Here is a 15,392-nt window from a genome sequence, read left to right as displayed (position 1 = left end):
CACTCTTTTTTGATTTTTAGGCAATTCCCGTTAGCTCTCGCTTAGGTATATCGGCTTGTTTTTTTAATCCGATGGTTGATAGGTTTTTTTCTTAATTCTTGAATCTTATAGCTCAAGTCTACATTACCGCACATTTTCATCAAAAAGCCTTTCCAGCGTTTTCTCCAAATCATCGGCAAAGCCAGAATGCGGTCTTGAAGTTTGGATAATAGAACTTCTCACTGCCGTAAGCCATCTAAATCGAGAGGCTAAATCCATCGTGGCAATATTGCCCCCATCGATATCACCTGTACTTATTTTTTCGAATGAAGCAAGATTCAGTTCGATCATTTCTACATCTGCCAAGGGATCAAGAGCCAGAAGTTTATTTGCATCTAAGTGAAGCTTACATGCTAGAAAATTCCTTTTCCAGTGGCAGATAATCACCCCGACATTGATGAATTCTTCACGTTCCACTCGTGGGACTACGCGAATGATCGCATATTCATATAAGTGCTGTTCTTGCATCGTTAGCTTCTTTTATGAATTGATCAGAATAGGAAAGGCGGGAATTGAGAAAGTCATTGTAAACTTGTCTCACTTCATTAGCATCATCGGAGTCACCACCGGCAAGTAGCCACTCCTCTGGGATTGTTTGTACGATTGTTTTGATAATTTCTGGAGTCAAAATACTCTTGAACTCCTTGTTTACAGCTTCAAGTTCGGAAGCGACTGGAAGGAGAACATGGTTTTTGATGATGGGAAATGGTCCCGTTGCATTTTTTTTCCAATTCACCCAAGCATGCTGAAATAGAAATGATGCGCCATGATCGATTAGCCAAAGCTCTCGATTCCACAGAAGCATGTTTGTGTTTCGGAAAGTCCGATCCACATTCGTGATAAATAGATCCAACCAAACTATTTGCGAAGCTAAAAGTGGATCTGTGCTCATAGCTACGGGATCATAATTAATAGCTCCGGATAAGAAGTGCAGCGCAAGGTTAAGCCCTTGACTTCCTTTGAGGAGATCTTGGATTTCTTCGTCGCCCTCAGATCTCCCAAAAGCTGGATCTAAATTGGCAAAAACGAGTTCTGGTACTTTCAGTCCCAATGCTCTAGCGATCTCTCCACCCAATAATTCTGCGATGAGTGCTTTCTCTCGCTGGCCTGCTCCACGGAATTTCAGGACGTATTTGAATCCATCATCTGCATCCGCAAGCGCAGGCAAAGACCCACCTTCCCTGAGTGGTAAGATGTAACGGGTCACGTTTACCGTGCGTAGTGTTAAAGTTTTGTCCATTTTTTAGATTATGGATTTGGATGGGTAAGTGTTGTTTCCTAAAGCAAGCTTAATAGTTGAAATACATGACATAATCTCAGTAGAGTAGTAAATGTATTTAGATTAAATCACGCTAAAGAGATCTACTATTCACTCCTTATCCATCTACTATCTGAATTAGAAATAATCCTTAAAAAAATACTTATTGTTTAGAAATTAGCTTTTGATGTATTTCTAGAACCTGTGGAATCAATAATTTATTGTCTGTATTCTTAATCACAAAATCGGCTAATTCATTTTTCTGCTCATCTGGAAGTTGCTGATTGATGATTTGATTCACTTGTTCTTCAGAGCGGAAAGAATCTCTCATAAGGATTCTACCAATACGTACTTTTAACGGGGAACTCACATTTATCACAAAATCTAAAGCCTGATTGCCTCCACTTTCAAAGATCAAGGCTGCTTCCTTTAGTACGTAAGGTGTGGTTTGCTGTGAAGCCCAAGCTAAAAAGTCTTTCCCAACCGCCGGATGTACGAGTGAGTTTATGGTTTTGATTTTTTCGGGGTCTGAGAAAACTGTATTTGCCAGAAATGTTCTATCCAAGCTTCCCTCAGAATCATAAGATAAGGCACCAAAAGCATTTATAATCTCAATTTTTAAGGATTCATCATGTGACATCAACCATTTGGCGCGATGATCTGCAAAATAAACAGGAATGGAAAGCAAAGAAAAAATCTTAGCCACAGTGGATTTTCCTGATCCAATACCACCAGTGATACCTACTAAAATTGGCATATGATTACTCATATTTTAGCTTAAGGATTGCTGGTTCAGCTACAACTTGTTCGAGAAAAACTGGCATTGGTTTCACTTGTACGGTAATCGTACTGTCTTCTCTATTTCTTTTTGAATAATCCAAAATTGCTTCGAATTCTAACTCTTTTAATTCAGATGATTTTCGCTCATCCACGAGATATGATATCTTTATAGCAACATCTTCGTCCACTAAAGAAACGGTGTTAGGGAAATTTAATTTTTTAATTTTAAGTCTCTTGTTTCCTTCCAAAAATTCGATCACCTCAAATTTCACAGAAATTTTTTCCTGCTCTATTTCTACTAAACCCCCTAATTCCTCTGGAGCTTTAAGAGTTATTACTTTAGTGATAGACTTATTAATTCGATTTTCGTCAAGAGAAATTATAAAGTTTCCCTTCAGGCTGTCTAGAATTGAACTTGGACCTATCAGTGTTATTGTCGCAGGATTAAAAGTTATTTGATCTATAATTCTAAAGTTCTTAGCCATTGAGAAACTGGTGGAATCAAGGACTGGGGTTACTTTGATAGACTTTATTTCATTAATGTTGAATTTCAAAGAGTCTTGGAGGACCGAGACAAGTTGAGTAGGAGAAAGAAATTCCCCCAAGGATCTTTTCAGATCGTTAGTTAAGATGTAGTTTTTGGAAGGTGGATTACTTAGCTCAATAGGGTAAGCGGTGTTATTGAAATTGAAATATTTCCGAAGAAGATCCCAGCCATTTCCAGAGATTTCAATCTCTAAAGTTTTTGGTACACTAGAAACTGCTACGAACTGAGTTTGGTCGTAAATTATTTCAACTGGGAAATCGACAATAGTATTATAATCGTCCTTATTCAGGGCGTTTAAAATCCAAAAAGTGGTAGCTGCTGCGATGCATAGAACTACCACTTTTAGATTAGAGAGTTTTTTAGGAGAAATCCTTTTTGTGGATTTTTTATTTTCCGGCAAAATTCAAATTATTTTTTAGTTTCAGTTTTCTTTGAGAAATCTAGAGAGATAGCGGACTTTTCAACAGTAACTTTAAAACTTCTGTCGAGTTCAAGTATAACTTTGTCTCCTTCTACTGAGCTTACTTTTCCGTGCAATCCACCAATGGTAACGACTTCATCTCCTCTTTTAATTTCCTCAATAAATTTCTTGCTTTCCTTTTGTTTCTTTTGCTGAGGTCTGATCATGAAGAAATACATAATCAAGATGATAGAACCAAATAGGAAAACTTGTCCTAAAATCCCGCTGCCACCTGCGGCAGCTTGTGCTAATACTGTAGAAATCATAATTATCGTTTAATAGGTCCTACCGGCGCCGCTGCTCCTGCAGCTTTAGGGGTTACAGTTCCTCTCATTTGGAGTCTACTAACATTAGGATTAGTATTGGCTTGAATACTTACTGTAGGAGCCTGTGCGCCTGATTTTGCTGCAGAGTTAAATACTACTTTCACAAATCCTTCTTCGCCTGGCTTTACTGGTGATTTAGTCCAGTCAGGACTAGTGCAACCACAAGAAGCGGTAATGTTAGAGATTACTAAAGGAGCTTGGCCGTTATTAGTGAATTTGAAAAGATGCTCGATTACTTCTCCTTCTTTGATGGTTCCAAAGTCATATTCCGTTGCTGCAAATTCGAAAGAACCTAAAGTGGAAGGATCAGCCGACTGAGCAGCTTGTACATTCACTGGAGTTGCCACTGAGTTGTTATTTTCTAACTGTGCTATTTTATCTTCAAGTGCCTGAATTTTGGAATCTTGATCACTTTTTTGGTCACATGAAGTTACTAGTGCAAGCATGACGGAAAATACCGCCATTTTCATTACGTTGATTTTCATATCGATTAATTGTTTCCTTGGTTGATTTGATCTATTAATTTGTTGACATCGCTGAGTAAATTCTCTGCTTTATTTTTTGCTTCGGAGATAACGCGTTTACCTTCAGTCTTTGCTTCGTTAAGGTGCATCTCTTTACCATCCATTAGATCGTCGATCAATTCTTCGAGTTCTGTCTTGTATTTAGAGAGTTTAAATGAAAGTCTATCTCGAGTATTGGTGCCTGCATCAGGTGCAAAAAGTACCCCAAGTGCTGCGCCCGCGCCTGCACCTATTAGGAATGCGATGAGTGTATTACTGCTCTTGTTCATAGTTATTTTATTTATTGTCTAATAGTCCTCTACCGCTCTTACGGATTTCTCCGTTTTCGGTTAACTCTTTTGCCATAACATCTAACAAACCATTAACAAATTCCTTGCTTTTCGGTGTGCTGTATGTTTTAGAGATATCTATATACTCGTTTATACTCACTTTAACAGGTATACTTGGGAAATTTTTCATTTCCGCAATAGCCATCGATATAATCACTTTATCAGTAAAAGCTAGTCTGTCAATATCCCAATTTTTAGTTTTCTGTGAGATAAGAGCTTTACTACTGGCGTCATTCTCGATGGTGAAGTTAAAGATATTTTGAAAAAACTCCTTATCCTCATCCCAGTTCATCGCAATCTCAGGCATTTGGCTCTCATTTTCTTCATTGAGATTTGCTGCATTCTTCAATACTTTAGAAGCTAAGCTTCTTACTACAGATTTGTCTTCTGTCCAGTTTAAGTCTTTTTCTGAGAAGAAGTTTAAGGTTACTTCATTCTTGAAAATGACTTTTTTCAACAAAGCATCAACTAAGTCGAAATCCTGCTCTACTGTAGGATTTTCTATTTGAAGGTAGGCCTGATATTGTTCAGATGGCTTAATATAATCTCTAAACCATTCTTTGATTTCCAGCTCTATATCATTTAGATTCACATTGTTTCGCGCTATAGCTGCTCTGTATGAGTCCGACTCGCGAAGTGAATTAAGTACTTGGTTGTTTGGGAGATTAAGCTCATTCCCGAATGCCACTGGGTTGTTCCCGGCAAGTCTTTTCTTCTTTTCAATTTCTTTTTCTACATGTTTTGCAAAAGCTTGTAGAAGCTCGATAGCCAGTAAATACAACTGGGGAATTCGCTCGGCAGACACTACCATATTTTTTAAAAGAAACTCATGGTCTTTCTCGTTGGAATCATGAAATTTTTTCAGAGCTTCCAACACAACCTGCTTTACTTTTGGACTGGCATCACTTGACTTAAGCACATCTCTAGAGATAAGATTTTGGTCTAAAAGCTTAATCGCCACCTCAGCCTCCTTGCTAAGTGCAGTTTTATCCTGTACTTCCATACTATTCAAGTCCGGCGCAAAAGATAATTTGATAAAATCTTTCGAAATATTGAGATTTGATCCTTTGCATTGCTCGTATGCATATAAGTTTTGAAAAGCTTTTACTCTTAGTATTCTTCTGTTTAGCATGTCTTCGAAATGAGTTGCAAATATAGGGAATTTGACGTGCCTATCACCTAGTTGGTTTAGACAAAAAAACCACCGGAAGGCATTCCCGGTGGTTTTGATGCTGATATTTAGTTTACTAGAAAGAAAGCTTCACTCTTCCAATAGCTTCAATTCTTGCTTTTGCTGTCTCGATGGCAGCTTGCTGAGCTGGGATGTTTTCCTCTTCAGATTTATTCAAAATACCTAGACAGGTATCGTAGATTTTCTCAGTTTGCTTGTAAACGGTATCTCTATTGTAGCCACCAAAGTACTCAGCACCAACGTTGATTACGCCTCCGGCATTGATCAAGAAGTCAGGTGCGTAGACTATTCCTTTTTCCATTAGCATACGACCATGTTTAGTTTCGTCTTTCAATTGATTGTTGGCACCACCTGCGATGACAGCACATTTCAGACGATCGATCGTTTGGTCGTTGATTGTTGCGCCTAATGCACATGGAGAGTAGATGTCCATCTCCATATCGTAAATAGTATTAGGGTCTACTACCTGTGCACCAGTTGCTTTTGCGACAGCCTTAACTTTATCTTCAAAAATATCAGTGACAAATACGATTGCGCCTTCTTTCACCAAGTGCTCGATCAAGTATTTGCCTACCTGACCCACTCCTTGTACGCCGATTCTTTTTCCTTCCAAAGATTCTAAACCAAAAGCTTTCTTTGCAGCAGCTTTCATGCCCATGTAAACGCCGTAAGCTGTGACTGGTGAAGGATCTCCACCGCCACCCTTGACCTCAGGAAGGCCGGTTACGTGACGTGTTTCCAATCCAATAAATTCCATGTCCGAAGTGTTCATGTTGACATCCTCTGCAGTAATGTACCTGCCTCCGAGACTTTGAACAAATCTCCCGAAACGTCTGAGGTAAGCTTCATTTTTTAATTTTGGATCACCCAAAATCACCGCTTTTCCACCGCCGAGGTTAAGTCCGGCTAGTGCATTTTTAAATGTCATCCCCCTGGATAAGCGAAGAACATCTGTGATAGCTTCTTCTTCAGAAGCATAGGGCCACATTCGGGTACCTCCCAATGCAGGGCCCAGGGTGGTGTTGTGAATTCCGATCAATGCCTTTAGGCCGGTTGCTTCATCATGACAGATCACTAATTGTTCGTGATCCATCGTGGTGATTTGGCCAAAGATTGAACCCTCACGTACTGTTTCGGTTGCTTTAATCTCTAACATGTGAACTTAGCTTTTTAGAATGTGTTATATTTGGGTACTCCTTGCTAATAATAGCCGATACAAAATTAAATACTTTTATTGGCCTTCAAAGCATTAATGTACCCCGTTTTACTAATCTAATTTCTACATATTAAAATTTTTATTTGGTGAAACCACTTTGGCGACTCAACAAGTATTTGTACAAATACAAGGGCTTGATCCTTTTGGGGATAGTATTTACTGTTATCTCAAATATTTTCGTGATTATTCCTGCGCAATTAGTGCGACTTGCAATAGATTATGTGGTTGAAAGTTTATCGATTTATAGGCCTTTAGCACAGGGCGGTATGGGTGATCAGGCACAGAATATATTTTTAAAATTCGTTGTGGTCTTTGGTTGCTTGATTCTTGTCATGGCTTTGCTGAGGGGGATTTTCTTGTTTTTCATTCGGCAGACGCTAATCATCATGTCCAGGAAAGTGGAGTACGACATTAAGAATGAGATTTTTGACCACTACCAAAATCTTCCTTTAAGCTTTTATAGGAGGAATAGTACTGGAGATTTGATGGCTAGAATCACTGAAGATGTTAGTCGCGTGAGAATGTATCTCGGGCCAGCAATTATGTATGGCTTGAATCTACTGATTCTTTTTCCATTGGTGATTACTTATATGATCACCGTCAATCCCATGTTGACGTTTTATGCCCTTCTGCCACTTCCAGTACTTTCATTGAGCATTTATTATGTGAATAATATGATCAATGAACGCTCTGAGAAAATTCAGCGGAGCTTAAGTGAATTGAGCACTTTTGTTCAAGAAGCATTTTCGGGGATTCGAGTGCTCAAGGCTTTCGTCAGAGAGAGTGACAGTGCAAATGATTTTGCTACAGCTAGTGAGGATTACAAAGTCAAATCTATACGCTTAACAAAAGTTAATTCGCTGTTTTTTCCTATTATAATGGGATTGGTAGGAATATCTACGATTATTACTGTGTACGTAGGTGGCTTGCAAGTGATCAGTGGAGAGATAGGATATGGAGTAATAGCAGAATTTATATTATACGTTAACATACTCACTTGGCCAGTGACTTCCCTAGGATGGGTAACGAGTATTGTTCAACGTGCAGCAGCTTCACAGACTAGGATTAATGAATTTTTGGATGAGAAGAATGACATTCTGAGTACCGAAGAAATCAAAGCAGATATCCGTGGAACGGTTGATGTAGAGAATGTGTCTTTTGTTTATCCGGATTCGGGTATTCACGCATTAAAAGAAGTTAGTTTTCAGATTAAAGAAGGGCAGACGCTAGGGATTATAGGTACCACTGGTTCAGGAAAATCTACCATCGCAAATTTATTGATGCGGATGTATGACCCTACTAGCGGTGTGATCAAAATTGATGGGAAATCGATTGATGCGTTCTCTATATCCGATCTTCGCAGACAAATAGGGTATGTGCCTCAGGATGTTTTCTTGTTTTCAGATAGCATTGGGAATAATATTGCATTCGGATTAAAAGAATCAGATCCTGAGATCATTGAACAAGCGGCAAAAGATGCCGACGTTTATCAGAATATTGTGGATTTTCCGAAAGGGTTTGAAACCATGCTCGGAGAGCGTGGAATAACACTGTCTGGTGGGCAGAAGCAGCGAGTATCTATTGCACGAGCTATCGCTAAGGAACCAAAGATTCTTATTCTGGATGATTGCCTTTCGGCAGTTGATACTAAAACTGAGAATGTTATTTTGACTGCGCTTAAGAATATCATGCAAAACCGCACCTCGATTATAATATCCCATAGAGTATCCTCTGCAAAGCTAGCTGATCAGATTATTGTTTTGGATGATGGAAAAGTCATTGAAAGAGGAAATCATATATCCTTAATGAAACAGAAAGGAGTTTATGCTGAGTTATATGAAAAGCAGACGCAGGCAGGAGAATCAATTGATAATTAGAGTTTTCTAATTCATTTTTTGTTTGAGAAAAGTGGCATTCAAGAAAAAGTATTTAACTTAAGGCATAACATTTCATCTAAATAATTTCAGTCATGACCGAAAAGAAATCTACTACTCAAGATATTGAAAAAGTACTTAAGGAAATCGGTGATAAAATCGAAGAGCTGGTCAAAAAGGGTGCTGATGCGGGAATGGATGCGAAGGATGAAATCGAAAAGAAAATTAAGGACTTGAAAGATAATAAGACAACGCTTGAGGCGGAGTTTAAAAAAGGCAAGGAAATCTTGGAGAAGGAATTTAAAGAGCGTACGGATGATTTTAAACCAAATTTCCAGGAATCTAAAGGTTTATTCAAAGATGGTTTGAAACAAATCGCGTTAGCTTTTCAAGCACTATTTGCGAAGAAAAAATAGCAGAATCAAATGTCTTTCTAGTAACAAAAAATGCCCGAGATTTCTCTCGGGCATTTTTTGTTACTTTCCTGCCAGTGCATTACATCGATCATATGCAGGATCGAGGTCAATGAATATATCCTCTTTGGCTGTAATAAACCATTTACTTAGTATTTCTTCCTCTTTTTTGCGAAGTGTGGCTGCTTTTAGCTTTTCATAATCATCTTCCATGTTAGCTCTATGAGCTGGGTATTTCGCCTTGTAATAAAGCATTCGAACCTTCTTTCCTTCTCTAGGATCATCAAACTCCATTGGTAGAGTGATATCGCCAACCTTCATGGTATCTATCATAAAGAATAGTAAAGGATCTTCAAGCGTTCGTAAAGATAGACGGCTAGAATTAGTTGAAGGGTCTGTGAAGAAACCGCCATTATCTGAAGTACCTCTATCGTCCGAGAAGTCTTTGGCAGCTTTGGCAAAATCCAATCTTCCTGCAACTATCTCTGTTCTCAAGCTATCAAGGAATCGTACGGATTGCTTCACATCATCTTCTGTAGCTTTTGGGGACATAAGGATGTGTCTTGTGTTGTAGGTATTTCCTTTGATTTCTAATAGTTGAATCATGTGGAATCCATAATCACTTTCTACTGGATCAGAGATCTCTCCTTGTTTTAATCCCAACGCGGCACTTTCATATTGCGGCACCATTTGGCCTTTGGAAGAAAAACCAAGATCTCCACCATTTACAGCTGACCCAGGGTCTTCAGAATATTTTCTAGCTAGAACTGCAAAATCCGAATTGCCTTCGCCTACATCCTTTTTGAACTGCAGGAGCTGATCATATAGATTCTGCTTAGTTTGAGGATTTACTTTAGGTTTTATGACGATTTGGCCTACTGTAGCTTCTGAGGTAAATAAAGGCAAGGAATCTCTAGGAATACTATTGTAGAACTGACGCACGTCATTTGGAGAAACTGTCAAACCTTCGGTAATCTGGCCTCTCATACGTGTCACAATTAATTGCTCTCTTATGACGTCTTCAATTTCTGCTTTAAGCTGATCAGAGGTTTTGCCATAAGCCTCTACCAGTGTGGTTTCATCTCCTCCAAATTGCTGCATGACCATATTGAAACGTTGGTCTGTCTGAAGCATAACTTCTGCATCAGTGACCATAATCGAATCTACTTCTGCTTTTGCGACCATCAATTTATTAATCATCAAGGATTCAAAAACCTCACAGCGAGAAGGACTCACTTGACCTTGCTGATATTGAGCTAAAGCTTCCATGTACGCTTTTTGCACATCGGATTCTAGTAGGATGTAATTGTCCACCTTTGCCACGATTTTATCAAGAACTTGGCCCGTTGGCGGGGTTTCTTGAGCATATGATGCGGTGATCAGCAAGCTGGAGATAAGAGTAAATGTAAATCGGTTTAGTAATTTCATGGGTATTTATCCTTCATTAACAACTACTGAGTAGAAGGTTTTCTTTTGTGAATTATTATTGATTCAAAGCAATGAAAGTTTCCTCTTTAACTTTAGGGTTAATTTTTACAGGATACTTTTTTCTAAGAGATTCCACTAGGGTTTTATCCAAATATTCCTGATAATCTCGAATGACAAAACCTCTTGTTTCTTCAAATTTCTTTGGTCCGGCTTTGGTTTTTTCTCCAATGAGTACAATGTGCAAATGCCCGTTTACTTCCAATTCTTGATAGCTTTTATTGATATCTGCCTTGGATAAAACTGGGTTATCGCTATACTCAAAATTGCCAGATTCAGTTTGAAAAACCAAGGAATTACTAGTTTGATAGCTATTTTCAAAGGAAGTTATCAGCTCATCCGAAAGAGGCTTGCCTTCAAGTAATGCTCGTGCCGCACTTAACTGAGTCATGTCAAGAACTTTGATGATAGCAGCATTTACTCTGTTTTTCCACTGGTAGTTCTGAATATTTTTCTCGAAATAAACCTTTTGAGCCACCGAATCCATTAAGCCTTTTTGCCATACCTCTTCATTCATGAGTGAGAAAAGCAAAATGCCATCACGGTATTCTTTCAGCAACATACGATACTCTTTGTTGTTTGCTGCCAAATCAGCTTCTTCTGCTTTGTTTAGCTCGGCAGCCATAAAACGCTCATACCATGCGTCAAATGTTCCAGCCTTACTTCTAAGGTTGATTTCCTCTTCAGCCATATAGTCAGCTAGATCCTGAACGACATAGCTTTTTCCAAGAAGGGTAAAAAGTTGGTCACTATTTAAATCTTTTGAAGTCAAGACCTGAGCAAATCCAGCCTTGGTAGTTGTATTTAATTCAGCTTTCAATTTCGCAACATTTGTCTCATTTTCATCGAAATTGTATCGAGACTTCTGGATTGCCATCACTTGGGACTGAATCATGGTAGAGCGAGAGTCTCTTAAAATACTGGATCGGATATTCTCCTCCATTAATTCAAAACTTTCTATGGGTCTTTTTTCCTCCAATCTCAAAATATGATAACCATAGCGAGTTTGAATAGGTGGAGATACTTCACCTATTTCTGTCAGGGAAAACGCCGCCATTTCAAATTCAGGAATCATCGATCCAACAGTAAACCAAGGCAACATTCCTCCTTTTAGACTACTTGCTGGGTCTTCAGAGTAATTTTTTACTATGTCCTCCCATATGGTACTTTCTTTCTGAATCTCTGTGTAAATATCTGCGACTTTGCGCTTAGCGAGATCTTCTCCGTTTGCCTCACTTTCATTAATGCGAATTAGTATATGTGAAACACGCACCTGCCCAGGATTAGGTTGACGATCTTTTACATTTATAATATGATAACCGAAATTGGTAAGGACTGGATCTGATACTTGCCCAGGCTGAAGAGCGAATGCTGCATCTTCAAAAGGCTGAACCATTTGAAGTGCTGTAAAATATCCTAGATCTCCTTTGTTGACTTGTGCTGATGGATCATCTGAATAGGTTACAGCTAATTCATTTATACTACCACCAGCTTTAATGTCTTCTTCGATTTTCAGGGCCATTCTTAAAACAGAAAGACTATCTTCAGTACTGGAATTAGGGGGGAATTGAAGGAGAATATGGCTGGCGCGTATAATCTCCTGCATTCTGGAATAGGCTTTTCTTAACTCACCTTCTTCCAAAGAATTTCGGATAAGAAATGGAGCTTTAAGGTTCTCTCGGAAGGATTCGAACTCTCTACGAAATTCCTCAGATAGATCAAGCCCTTGCGCTTCTGCCTCATGTACTTTTAGTTTGTAATTGATGAAGAGGTTGACATTTTCATTAAACTCTTCTCTGGACATCCCGGGAGTGCCAGGTTCAGACTTACTTCCCTTAGAAAGTAAATAAATTAACTCATCCTTATTCACAGGCTTAGTTCCTAAAGTCAATAAAGGGTCGTCCTGTCCCGATGTTTGAACAAAAGCCATCGCGGGGATGGAAAACTCAAATGCTAGGAGGATGGTAAATAGAAGTGCCGAAATGGTTCGGTTTGTCATGTATGAAATGGCAGAATTGGAATGCAATTTTACAAATTTATTAGGATTTAAAGTCAAATGTCCCGAATACTAAGCATTTAACAAGAATTAGGAGTGGAACCATTTGATTAAGCGGCAGGTATTTGTGCCTTTGCTCGATTCAAATTCGATTTCATCCATAATCTTCTTCACCAAAATTATGCCTAAACCTCCTTTTCTCTTTTCTCCTTTCACTTTATCGAGGTCTGGAACTTCATAATCTAGCATGTTGAACGCTTTGCCTTTATCGGAAATTTCGAAAATCAATTTTCCCGGATGTTGTTTGACTTTAAGTTGAATGTAATCAAGTGCGTTGCATTGATGTGAATGAATAATCAGATTTGCACATACCTCTTCCACCGCCAATGTGATCTGGAGTTGGTCGATGTCAGTCAACTGCAATTTTGCAAGGGTCTTTTTTAAAAAGACACGCAACTCAGAGAGGGCAGTGGTTTGACAAGATATTTTCAACTGATGGTTCATTTCAGGAATTCAAAGCTGTTATTTTGTCTGGATATATTTTCATCAATTGGTCTAAACCCAGAATCTTAAATACTTCATAAACGCGGTCGGAAAGGGAATAGATTTTAAGGTTAATTTCTTGTTCCTGAAAATCTTCTAAATATGACATAAAAACCCCCAGACCGGCCGAAGAAATATATTCTAGACCTGCCCCATCTACTAAGATAGAATTACTCCCATCGTTCACAGCTTTTGTGATCGCTTCATCCAAGATGACAGAATTGCTTGCATCCACTTCACCTTTGAGTAGCAATATGTCATGTCCATTTTCTTGTTGAGTTGTTATCGTAAGCATCTTTTAAATTTGTATAGTTGACTGGGAAAATTTCACTACCATCATAGAATAGTCATCATCTATTAATCTTTCGCCACCTACAAAATTATGTAGAGAGTCAATTATTTTAGACTGAATTTCTTGCGGATTCAGGTCGTGATAGAGGTCTAATAAGGTTTTGATACGGTCATAGCCGAATTGATCTGAAGTATCATTTTTCGCCTCTACGATACCATCTGTGAATAGGACTAGTACATCTCCTGGTTTATAGGTAAATGTCTTTTCCACAACGTGGTTTTTGTATTGCATGTTTCTTAAAATACCCAAACCCAACCCGTCTATTTCTAAATAGGCAGATTTATGTTCATTTACCTGATGAAAAAGGGTTGGTACATGACCTGCACGTGAATGACAGATGGTTTGTTGTGCGGTATTGATGATGAAAATCGAGGCTGTAATGAAATGATTCCTTTCCAGACATTTACTTACTGCTGCATTCGCTTTGATCATAAAGTCTGATGGGCTGATGTTCAGCTGGATAAGACTTTGAAAAATCCCTTTCATCTGAGACATGTGAAAAGCAGCAGAAGTCCCTTTGCCAGATACATCACCTATGATGAGTACATATCGATCTTCATCTAGCATATAGGTATCGTAATAATCCCCACCCACCTCATCTGCTGCATTTGAGTAGGCACAAATATCAAAGGATTGATTATGATCCAATTTGGTAGGAAGAAGCGATTTCTGGACGCGCTGTGCAATTTTCAATTCCTCCTGATACCGCTCGTGAAGGATTGCTTGATTGAGCAAGCGATGATTCTCTACTGCAATACAGGCTTGCCTTGCAAATGTGCTAATGATATTCAGCATCTCTTTGTTAAACCCATCTCTAACTTCTTTGCAAAGCACGATCTTGCCTATTACGATCTTATTGATTACTAAAGGGACTAAGAGTACAGATTCGAATTTAGGGTGATGCAGTCTGAGCGTAATCGGGCTGATGTTTTCTGGACGTTTCTCAGAGGCCCAAGCTTGTACAGATTTCTGATCATTAATCAAATCAGAAATTTCCTCCCTCATGTCTCCATCAATAAACCGCTCCTGAGTTAAGCCTTCTGGGAAATCCTCACTGTTCATTTCCAGCCAAGCTGCATCTGCATAAGCAGCACTCATACAGGAATCCATTAAGATATCCAATACTTGCTCTTCGTTCTCTTCTGGCTGAATAGATTGACTGAGGCGTTGAAAATTGATGGCTTCCGTGAGCTTTTGCTCAAATACTGAAGATGTTGGAAGGTTGAAGAGTGTTACTAAAAAGCTGAGAACTGCATAGACTAAAACAAACCAGAAAAGAGAAATGAGGAATAAGTTCCACGTTAGATTGACTGGGTAAATTCGATCTTTTTCAACAGAAAAAGTGTACCAAAGGAAGAAGCAAACAGTAGAGATAATGATGGCAAGAAAGAGTAAAGATTTCCACTTTTCTTTAAATGTTAAGTATGGAATCCACTTCAGATTTGTGGAAAGAATCACAGCTAAGATTCCTAAAAGAGCCATACCAAAAAAGAAAGGGTATTCGGTGTCTTTTCCACCAAAAAAAACTAGAAACATTCCAACTAACATAGCTATCTCGAAAGCCTGCCATTGTTTTACTACTTGCTTTGTTTTCTGATAAAGTATAAGATGCTGCCATAACAGCGATGTGGAAACCAAGAAAATAGTAAGTAATCCGAAGCGAATATGATAGAAAAATGTTGCAAGAAAAGGATCTCTTGACAGTTTGCTATCACCTAGCGAACTAATAAATAAATCCATAATCACATAGACTGCTACCGCAAACAATCCTGTGGAGGCTCCCCGCCATATAAGGTTGAGGAAATCACTTTGTGAATTTTTAGTAATGGAATAATTATAGAAGCCGTAAACGGTCAGGAAAAATAAAATTTGGAGTACCCAGCTGAACTCAATTGCAAAACCAGAGTCTATCTGGTTGAGTATTCCTACAAGCCTCACTAAATTCACAAATAGCATGGCTAGCCAAACCAGGATGGCGAGCAACAAGCTTAGCTTTCCGATATGGATTGGTGGTAGTTTGATCATGGATGTGCTTCCACAATAATACTCATTCGAATT

At 38.7% G+C, this 15,392-nt stretch carries 16 protein-coding genes; 2 read left to right on the top strand and 14 right to left on the bottom strand.

The window, feature by feature from the left end:
- Positions 1-123: 123 nt before the first annotated feature.
- The 9 genes from BVH02_RS04330 to BVH02_RS04290 form a co-directional block, all read right to left on the bottom strand.
- Positions 124-507, bottom strand: coding sequence for a DUF3037 domain-containing protein (locus tag BVH02_RS04330; protein ID WP_086499353.1), 384 nt, complete (start codon positions 505-507; stop codon positions 124-126).
- Positions 485-1,279, bottom strand: a complete 795-nt coding sequence (locus BVH02_RS04325) for a HipA family kinase (RefSeq protein ID WP_086499351.1) — start codon at positions 1,277-1,279, stop codon at positions 485-487. Before BVH02_RS04325 ends, BVH02_RS04330 begins: the two co-directional genes overlap by 23 nt.
- A 181-nt stretch (positions 1,280-1,460) precedes the next feature.
- The gene (coaE, locus tag BVH02_RS04320) at positions 1,461-2,066 is read right to left on the bottom strand and encodes a dephospho-CoA kinase (RefSeq protein ID WP_086499348.1); all 606 of its coding nucleotides are present in this window, start codon (positions 2,064-2,066) and stop codon (positions 1,461-1,463) included.
- Positions 2,059-3,024: a YbbR-like domain-containing protein gene (locus BVH02_RS04315; RefSeq protein WP_086499345.1), complete on the bottom strand. Its 966-nt coding sequence runs from the start codon at positions 3,022-3,024 to the stop codon at positions 2,059-2,061. The genes coaE and BVH02_RS04315 overlap by 8 nt, the downstream gene beginning before the upstream one ends.
- An 8-nt stretch (positions 3,025-3,032) precedes the next feature.
- Positions 3,033-3,350, bottom strand: coding sequence for a preprotein translocase subunit YajC (yajC, locus tag BVH02_RS04310; protein WP_086499343.1), 318 nt, complete (start codon positions 3,348-3,350; stop codon positions 3,033-3,035).
- A 2-nt stretch (positions 3,351-3,352) separates the two neighbouring features.
- Positions 3,353-3,895 (bottom strand): DUF1573 domain-containing protein, encoded by a 543-nt coding sequence (locus BVH02_RS04305; protein ID WP_086499341.1) that lies wholly within the window; start codon positions 3,893-3,895, stop codon positions 3,353-3,355.
- Positions 3,896-3,900: 5 nt separating this feature from the next.
- A complete protein-coding gene (locus tag BVH02_RS04300) occupies positions 3,901-4,203 on the bottom strand; it encodes a YtxH domain-containing protein (RefSeq protein WP_086499339.1) in 303 nt (100 codons plus the stop codon).
- A gap of 7 nt (positions 4,204-4,210) precedes the next feature.
- Positions 4,211-5,395 carry a transcription antitermination factor NusB gene (nusB, locus tag BVH02_RS04295; protein WP_086499337.1) on the bottom strand — a complete coding sequence of 395 codons (1,185 nt, stop codon included), beginning with the start codon at positions 5,393-5,395 and terminating at the stop codon, positions 4,211-4,213.
- A gap of 115 nt (positions 5,396-5,510) precedes the next feature.
- Positions 5,511-6,611, bottom strand: a complete 1,101-nt coding sequence (locus BVH02_RS04290) for a Glu/Leu/Phe/Val dehydrogenase dimerization domain-containing protein (protein ID WP_086499335.1) — start codon at positions 6,609-6,611, stop codon at positions 5,511-5,513.
- Positions 6,612-6,757: 146 nt separating this feature from the next.
- Between BVH02_RS04290 and BVH02_RS04285 the strand changes: the two genes are divergently transcribed.
- Together BVH02_RS04285 and BVH02_RS04280 are read left to right on the top strand one after the other, a co-directional pair.
- The gene (locus tag BVH02_RS04285) at positions 6,758-8,548 is read left to right on the top strand and encodes an ABC transporter ATP-binding protein (RefSeq protein WP_086499899.1); all 1,791 of its coding nucleotides are present in this window, start codon (positions 6,758-6,760) and stop codon (positions 8,546-8,548) included.
- Positions 8,549-8,640: 92 nt separating this feature from the next.
- Positions 8,641-8,961, top strand: coding sequence for a hypothetical protein (locus BVH02_RS04280; protein WP_086499333.1), 321 nt, complete (start codon positions 8,641-8,643; stop codon positions 8,959-8,961).
- A gap of 60 nt (positions 8,962-9,021) precedes the next feature.
- Here BVH02_RS04280 and BVH02_RS04275 read toward each other — a convergent pair whose 3' ends face one another.
- From BVH02_RS04275 to BVH02_RS04255, 5 genes are all read right to left on the bottom strand, one after another.
- Positions 9,022-10,386 (bottom strand): peptidylprolyl isomerase, encoded by a 1,365-nt coding sequence (locus BVH02_RS04275; RefSeq protein ID WP_086499332.1) that lies wholly within the window; start codon positions 10,384-10,386, stop codon positions 9,022-9,024.
- 55 nt (positions 10,387-10,441) lie between these two features.
- Positions 10,442-12,442: a peptidylprolyl isomerase gene (locus BVH02_RS04270; protein WP_086499330.1), complete on the bottom strand. Its 2,001-nt coding sequence runs from the start codon at positions 12,440-12,442 to the stop codon at positions 10,442-10,444.
- Between the two features lie 87 nt (positions 12,443-12,529).
- Complete coding sequence (locus BVH02_RS04265; protein ID WP_086499328.1) at positions 12,530-12,943, bottom strand: ATP-binding protein; 414 nt, start codon at positions 12,941-12,943, stop codon at positions 12,530-12,532.
- 1 nt (position 12,944) lies between these two features.
- Positions 12,945-13,277, bottom strand: coding sequence for an STAS domain-containing protein (locus tag BVH02_RS04260; RefSeq protein WP_086499326.1), 333 nt, complete (start codon positions 13,275-13,277; stop codon positions 12,945-12,947).
- 3 nt (positions 13,278-13,280) lie between these two features.
- Positions 13,281-15,359, bottom strand: a complete 2,079-nt coding sequence (locus tag BVH02_RS04255) for a SpoIIE family protein phosphatase (RefSeq protein WP_086499325.1) — start codon at positions 15,357-15,359, stop codon at positions 13,281-13,283.
- Positions 15,360-15,392 lie beyond the last annotated feature (33 nt).

This window comes from Algoriphagus ratkowskyi, assembly GCF_002150505.1.
GTDB classification, from domain to species: domain Bacteria; phylum Bacteroidota; class Bacteroidia; order Cytophagales; family Cyclobacteriaceae; genus Algoriphagus; species Algoriphagus ratkowskyi.
Note: the sequence above shows the minus strand (reverse complement) of the source record. Positions and strands in the feature narration are given on the sequence as shown.

Coding starts and splice junctions, on each gene's coding strand:
- BVH02_RS04330 (WP_086499353.1), bottom strand. CDS start 507: ATGCAAGAACAGCACTTATATGAATATGCGATCATTCGCGTAGTCCCA.
- BVH02_RS04325 (WP_086499351.1), bottom strand. CDS start 1,279: ATGGACAAAACTTTAACACTACGCACGGTAAACGTGACCCGTTACATC.
- coaE (WP_086499348.1), bottom strand. CDS start 2,066: ATGAGTAATCATATGCCAATTTTAGTAGGTATCACTGGTGGTATTGGA.
- yajC (WP_086499343.1), bottom strand. CDS start 3,350: ATGATTTCTACAGTATTAGCACAAGCTGCCGCAGGTGGCAGCGGGATT.
- BVH02_RS04305 (WP_086499341.1), bottom strand. CDS start 3,895: ATGAAAATCAACGTAATGAAAATGGCGGTATTTTCCGTCATGCTTGCA.
- BVH02_RS04300 (WP_086499339.1), bottom strand. CDS start 4,203: ATGAACAAGAGCAGTAATACACTCATCGCATTCCTAATAGGTGCAGGC.
- nusB (WP_086499337.1), bottom strand. CDS start 5,395: ATGCTAAACAGAAGAATACTAAGAGTAAAAGCTTTTCAAAACTTATAT.
- BVH02_RS04290 (WP_086499335.1), bottom strand. CDS start 6,611: ATGTTAGAGATTAAAGCAACCGAAACAGTACGTGAGGGTTCAATCTTT.
- BVH02_RS04280 (WP_086499333.1), top strand. CDS start 8,641: ATGACCGAAAAGAAATCTACTACTCAAGATATTGAAAAAGTACTTAAG.
- BVH02_RS04275 (WP_086499332.1), bottom strand. CDS start 10,386: ATGAAATTACTAAACCGATTTACATTTACTCTTATCTCCAGCTTGCTG.
- BVH02_RS04270 (WP_086499330.1), bottom strand. CDS start 12,442: ATGACAAACCGAACCATTTCGGCACTTCTATTTACCATCCTCCTAGCA.
- BVH02_RS04265 (WP_086499328.1), bottom strand. CDS start 12,943: ATGAACCATCAGTTGAAAATATCTTGTCAAACCACTGCCCTCTCTGAG.
- BVH02_RS04260 (WP_086499326.1), bottom strand. CDS start 13,277: ATGCTTACGATAACAACTCAACAAGAAAATGGACATGACATATTGCTA.
- BVH02_RS04255 (WP_086499325.1), bottom strand. CDS start 15,359: ATGATCAAACTACCACCAATCCATATCGGAAAGCTAAGCTTGTTGCTC.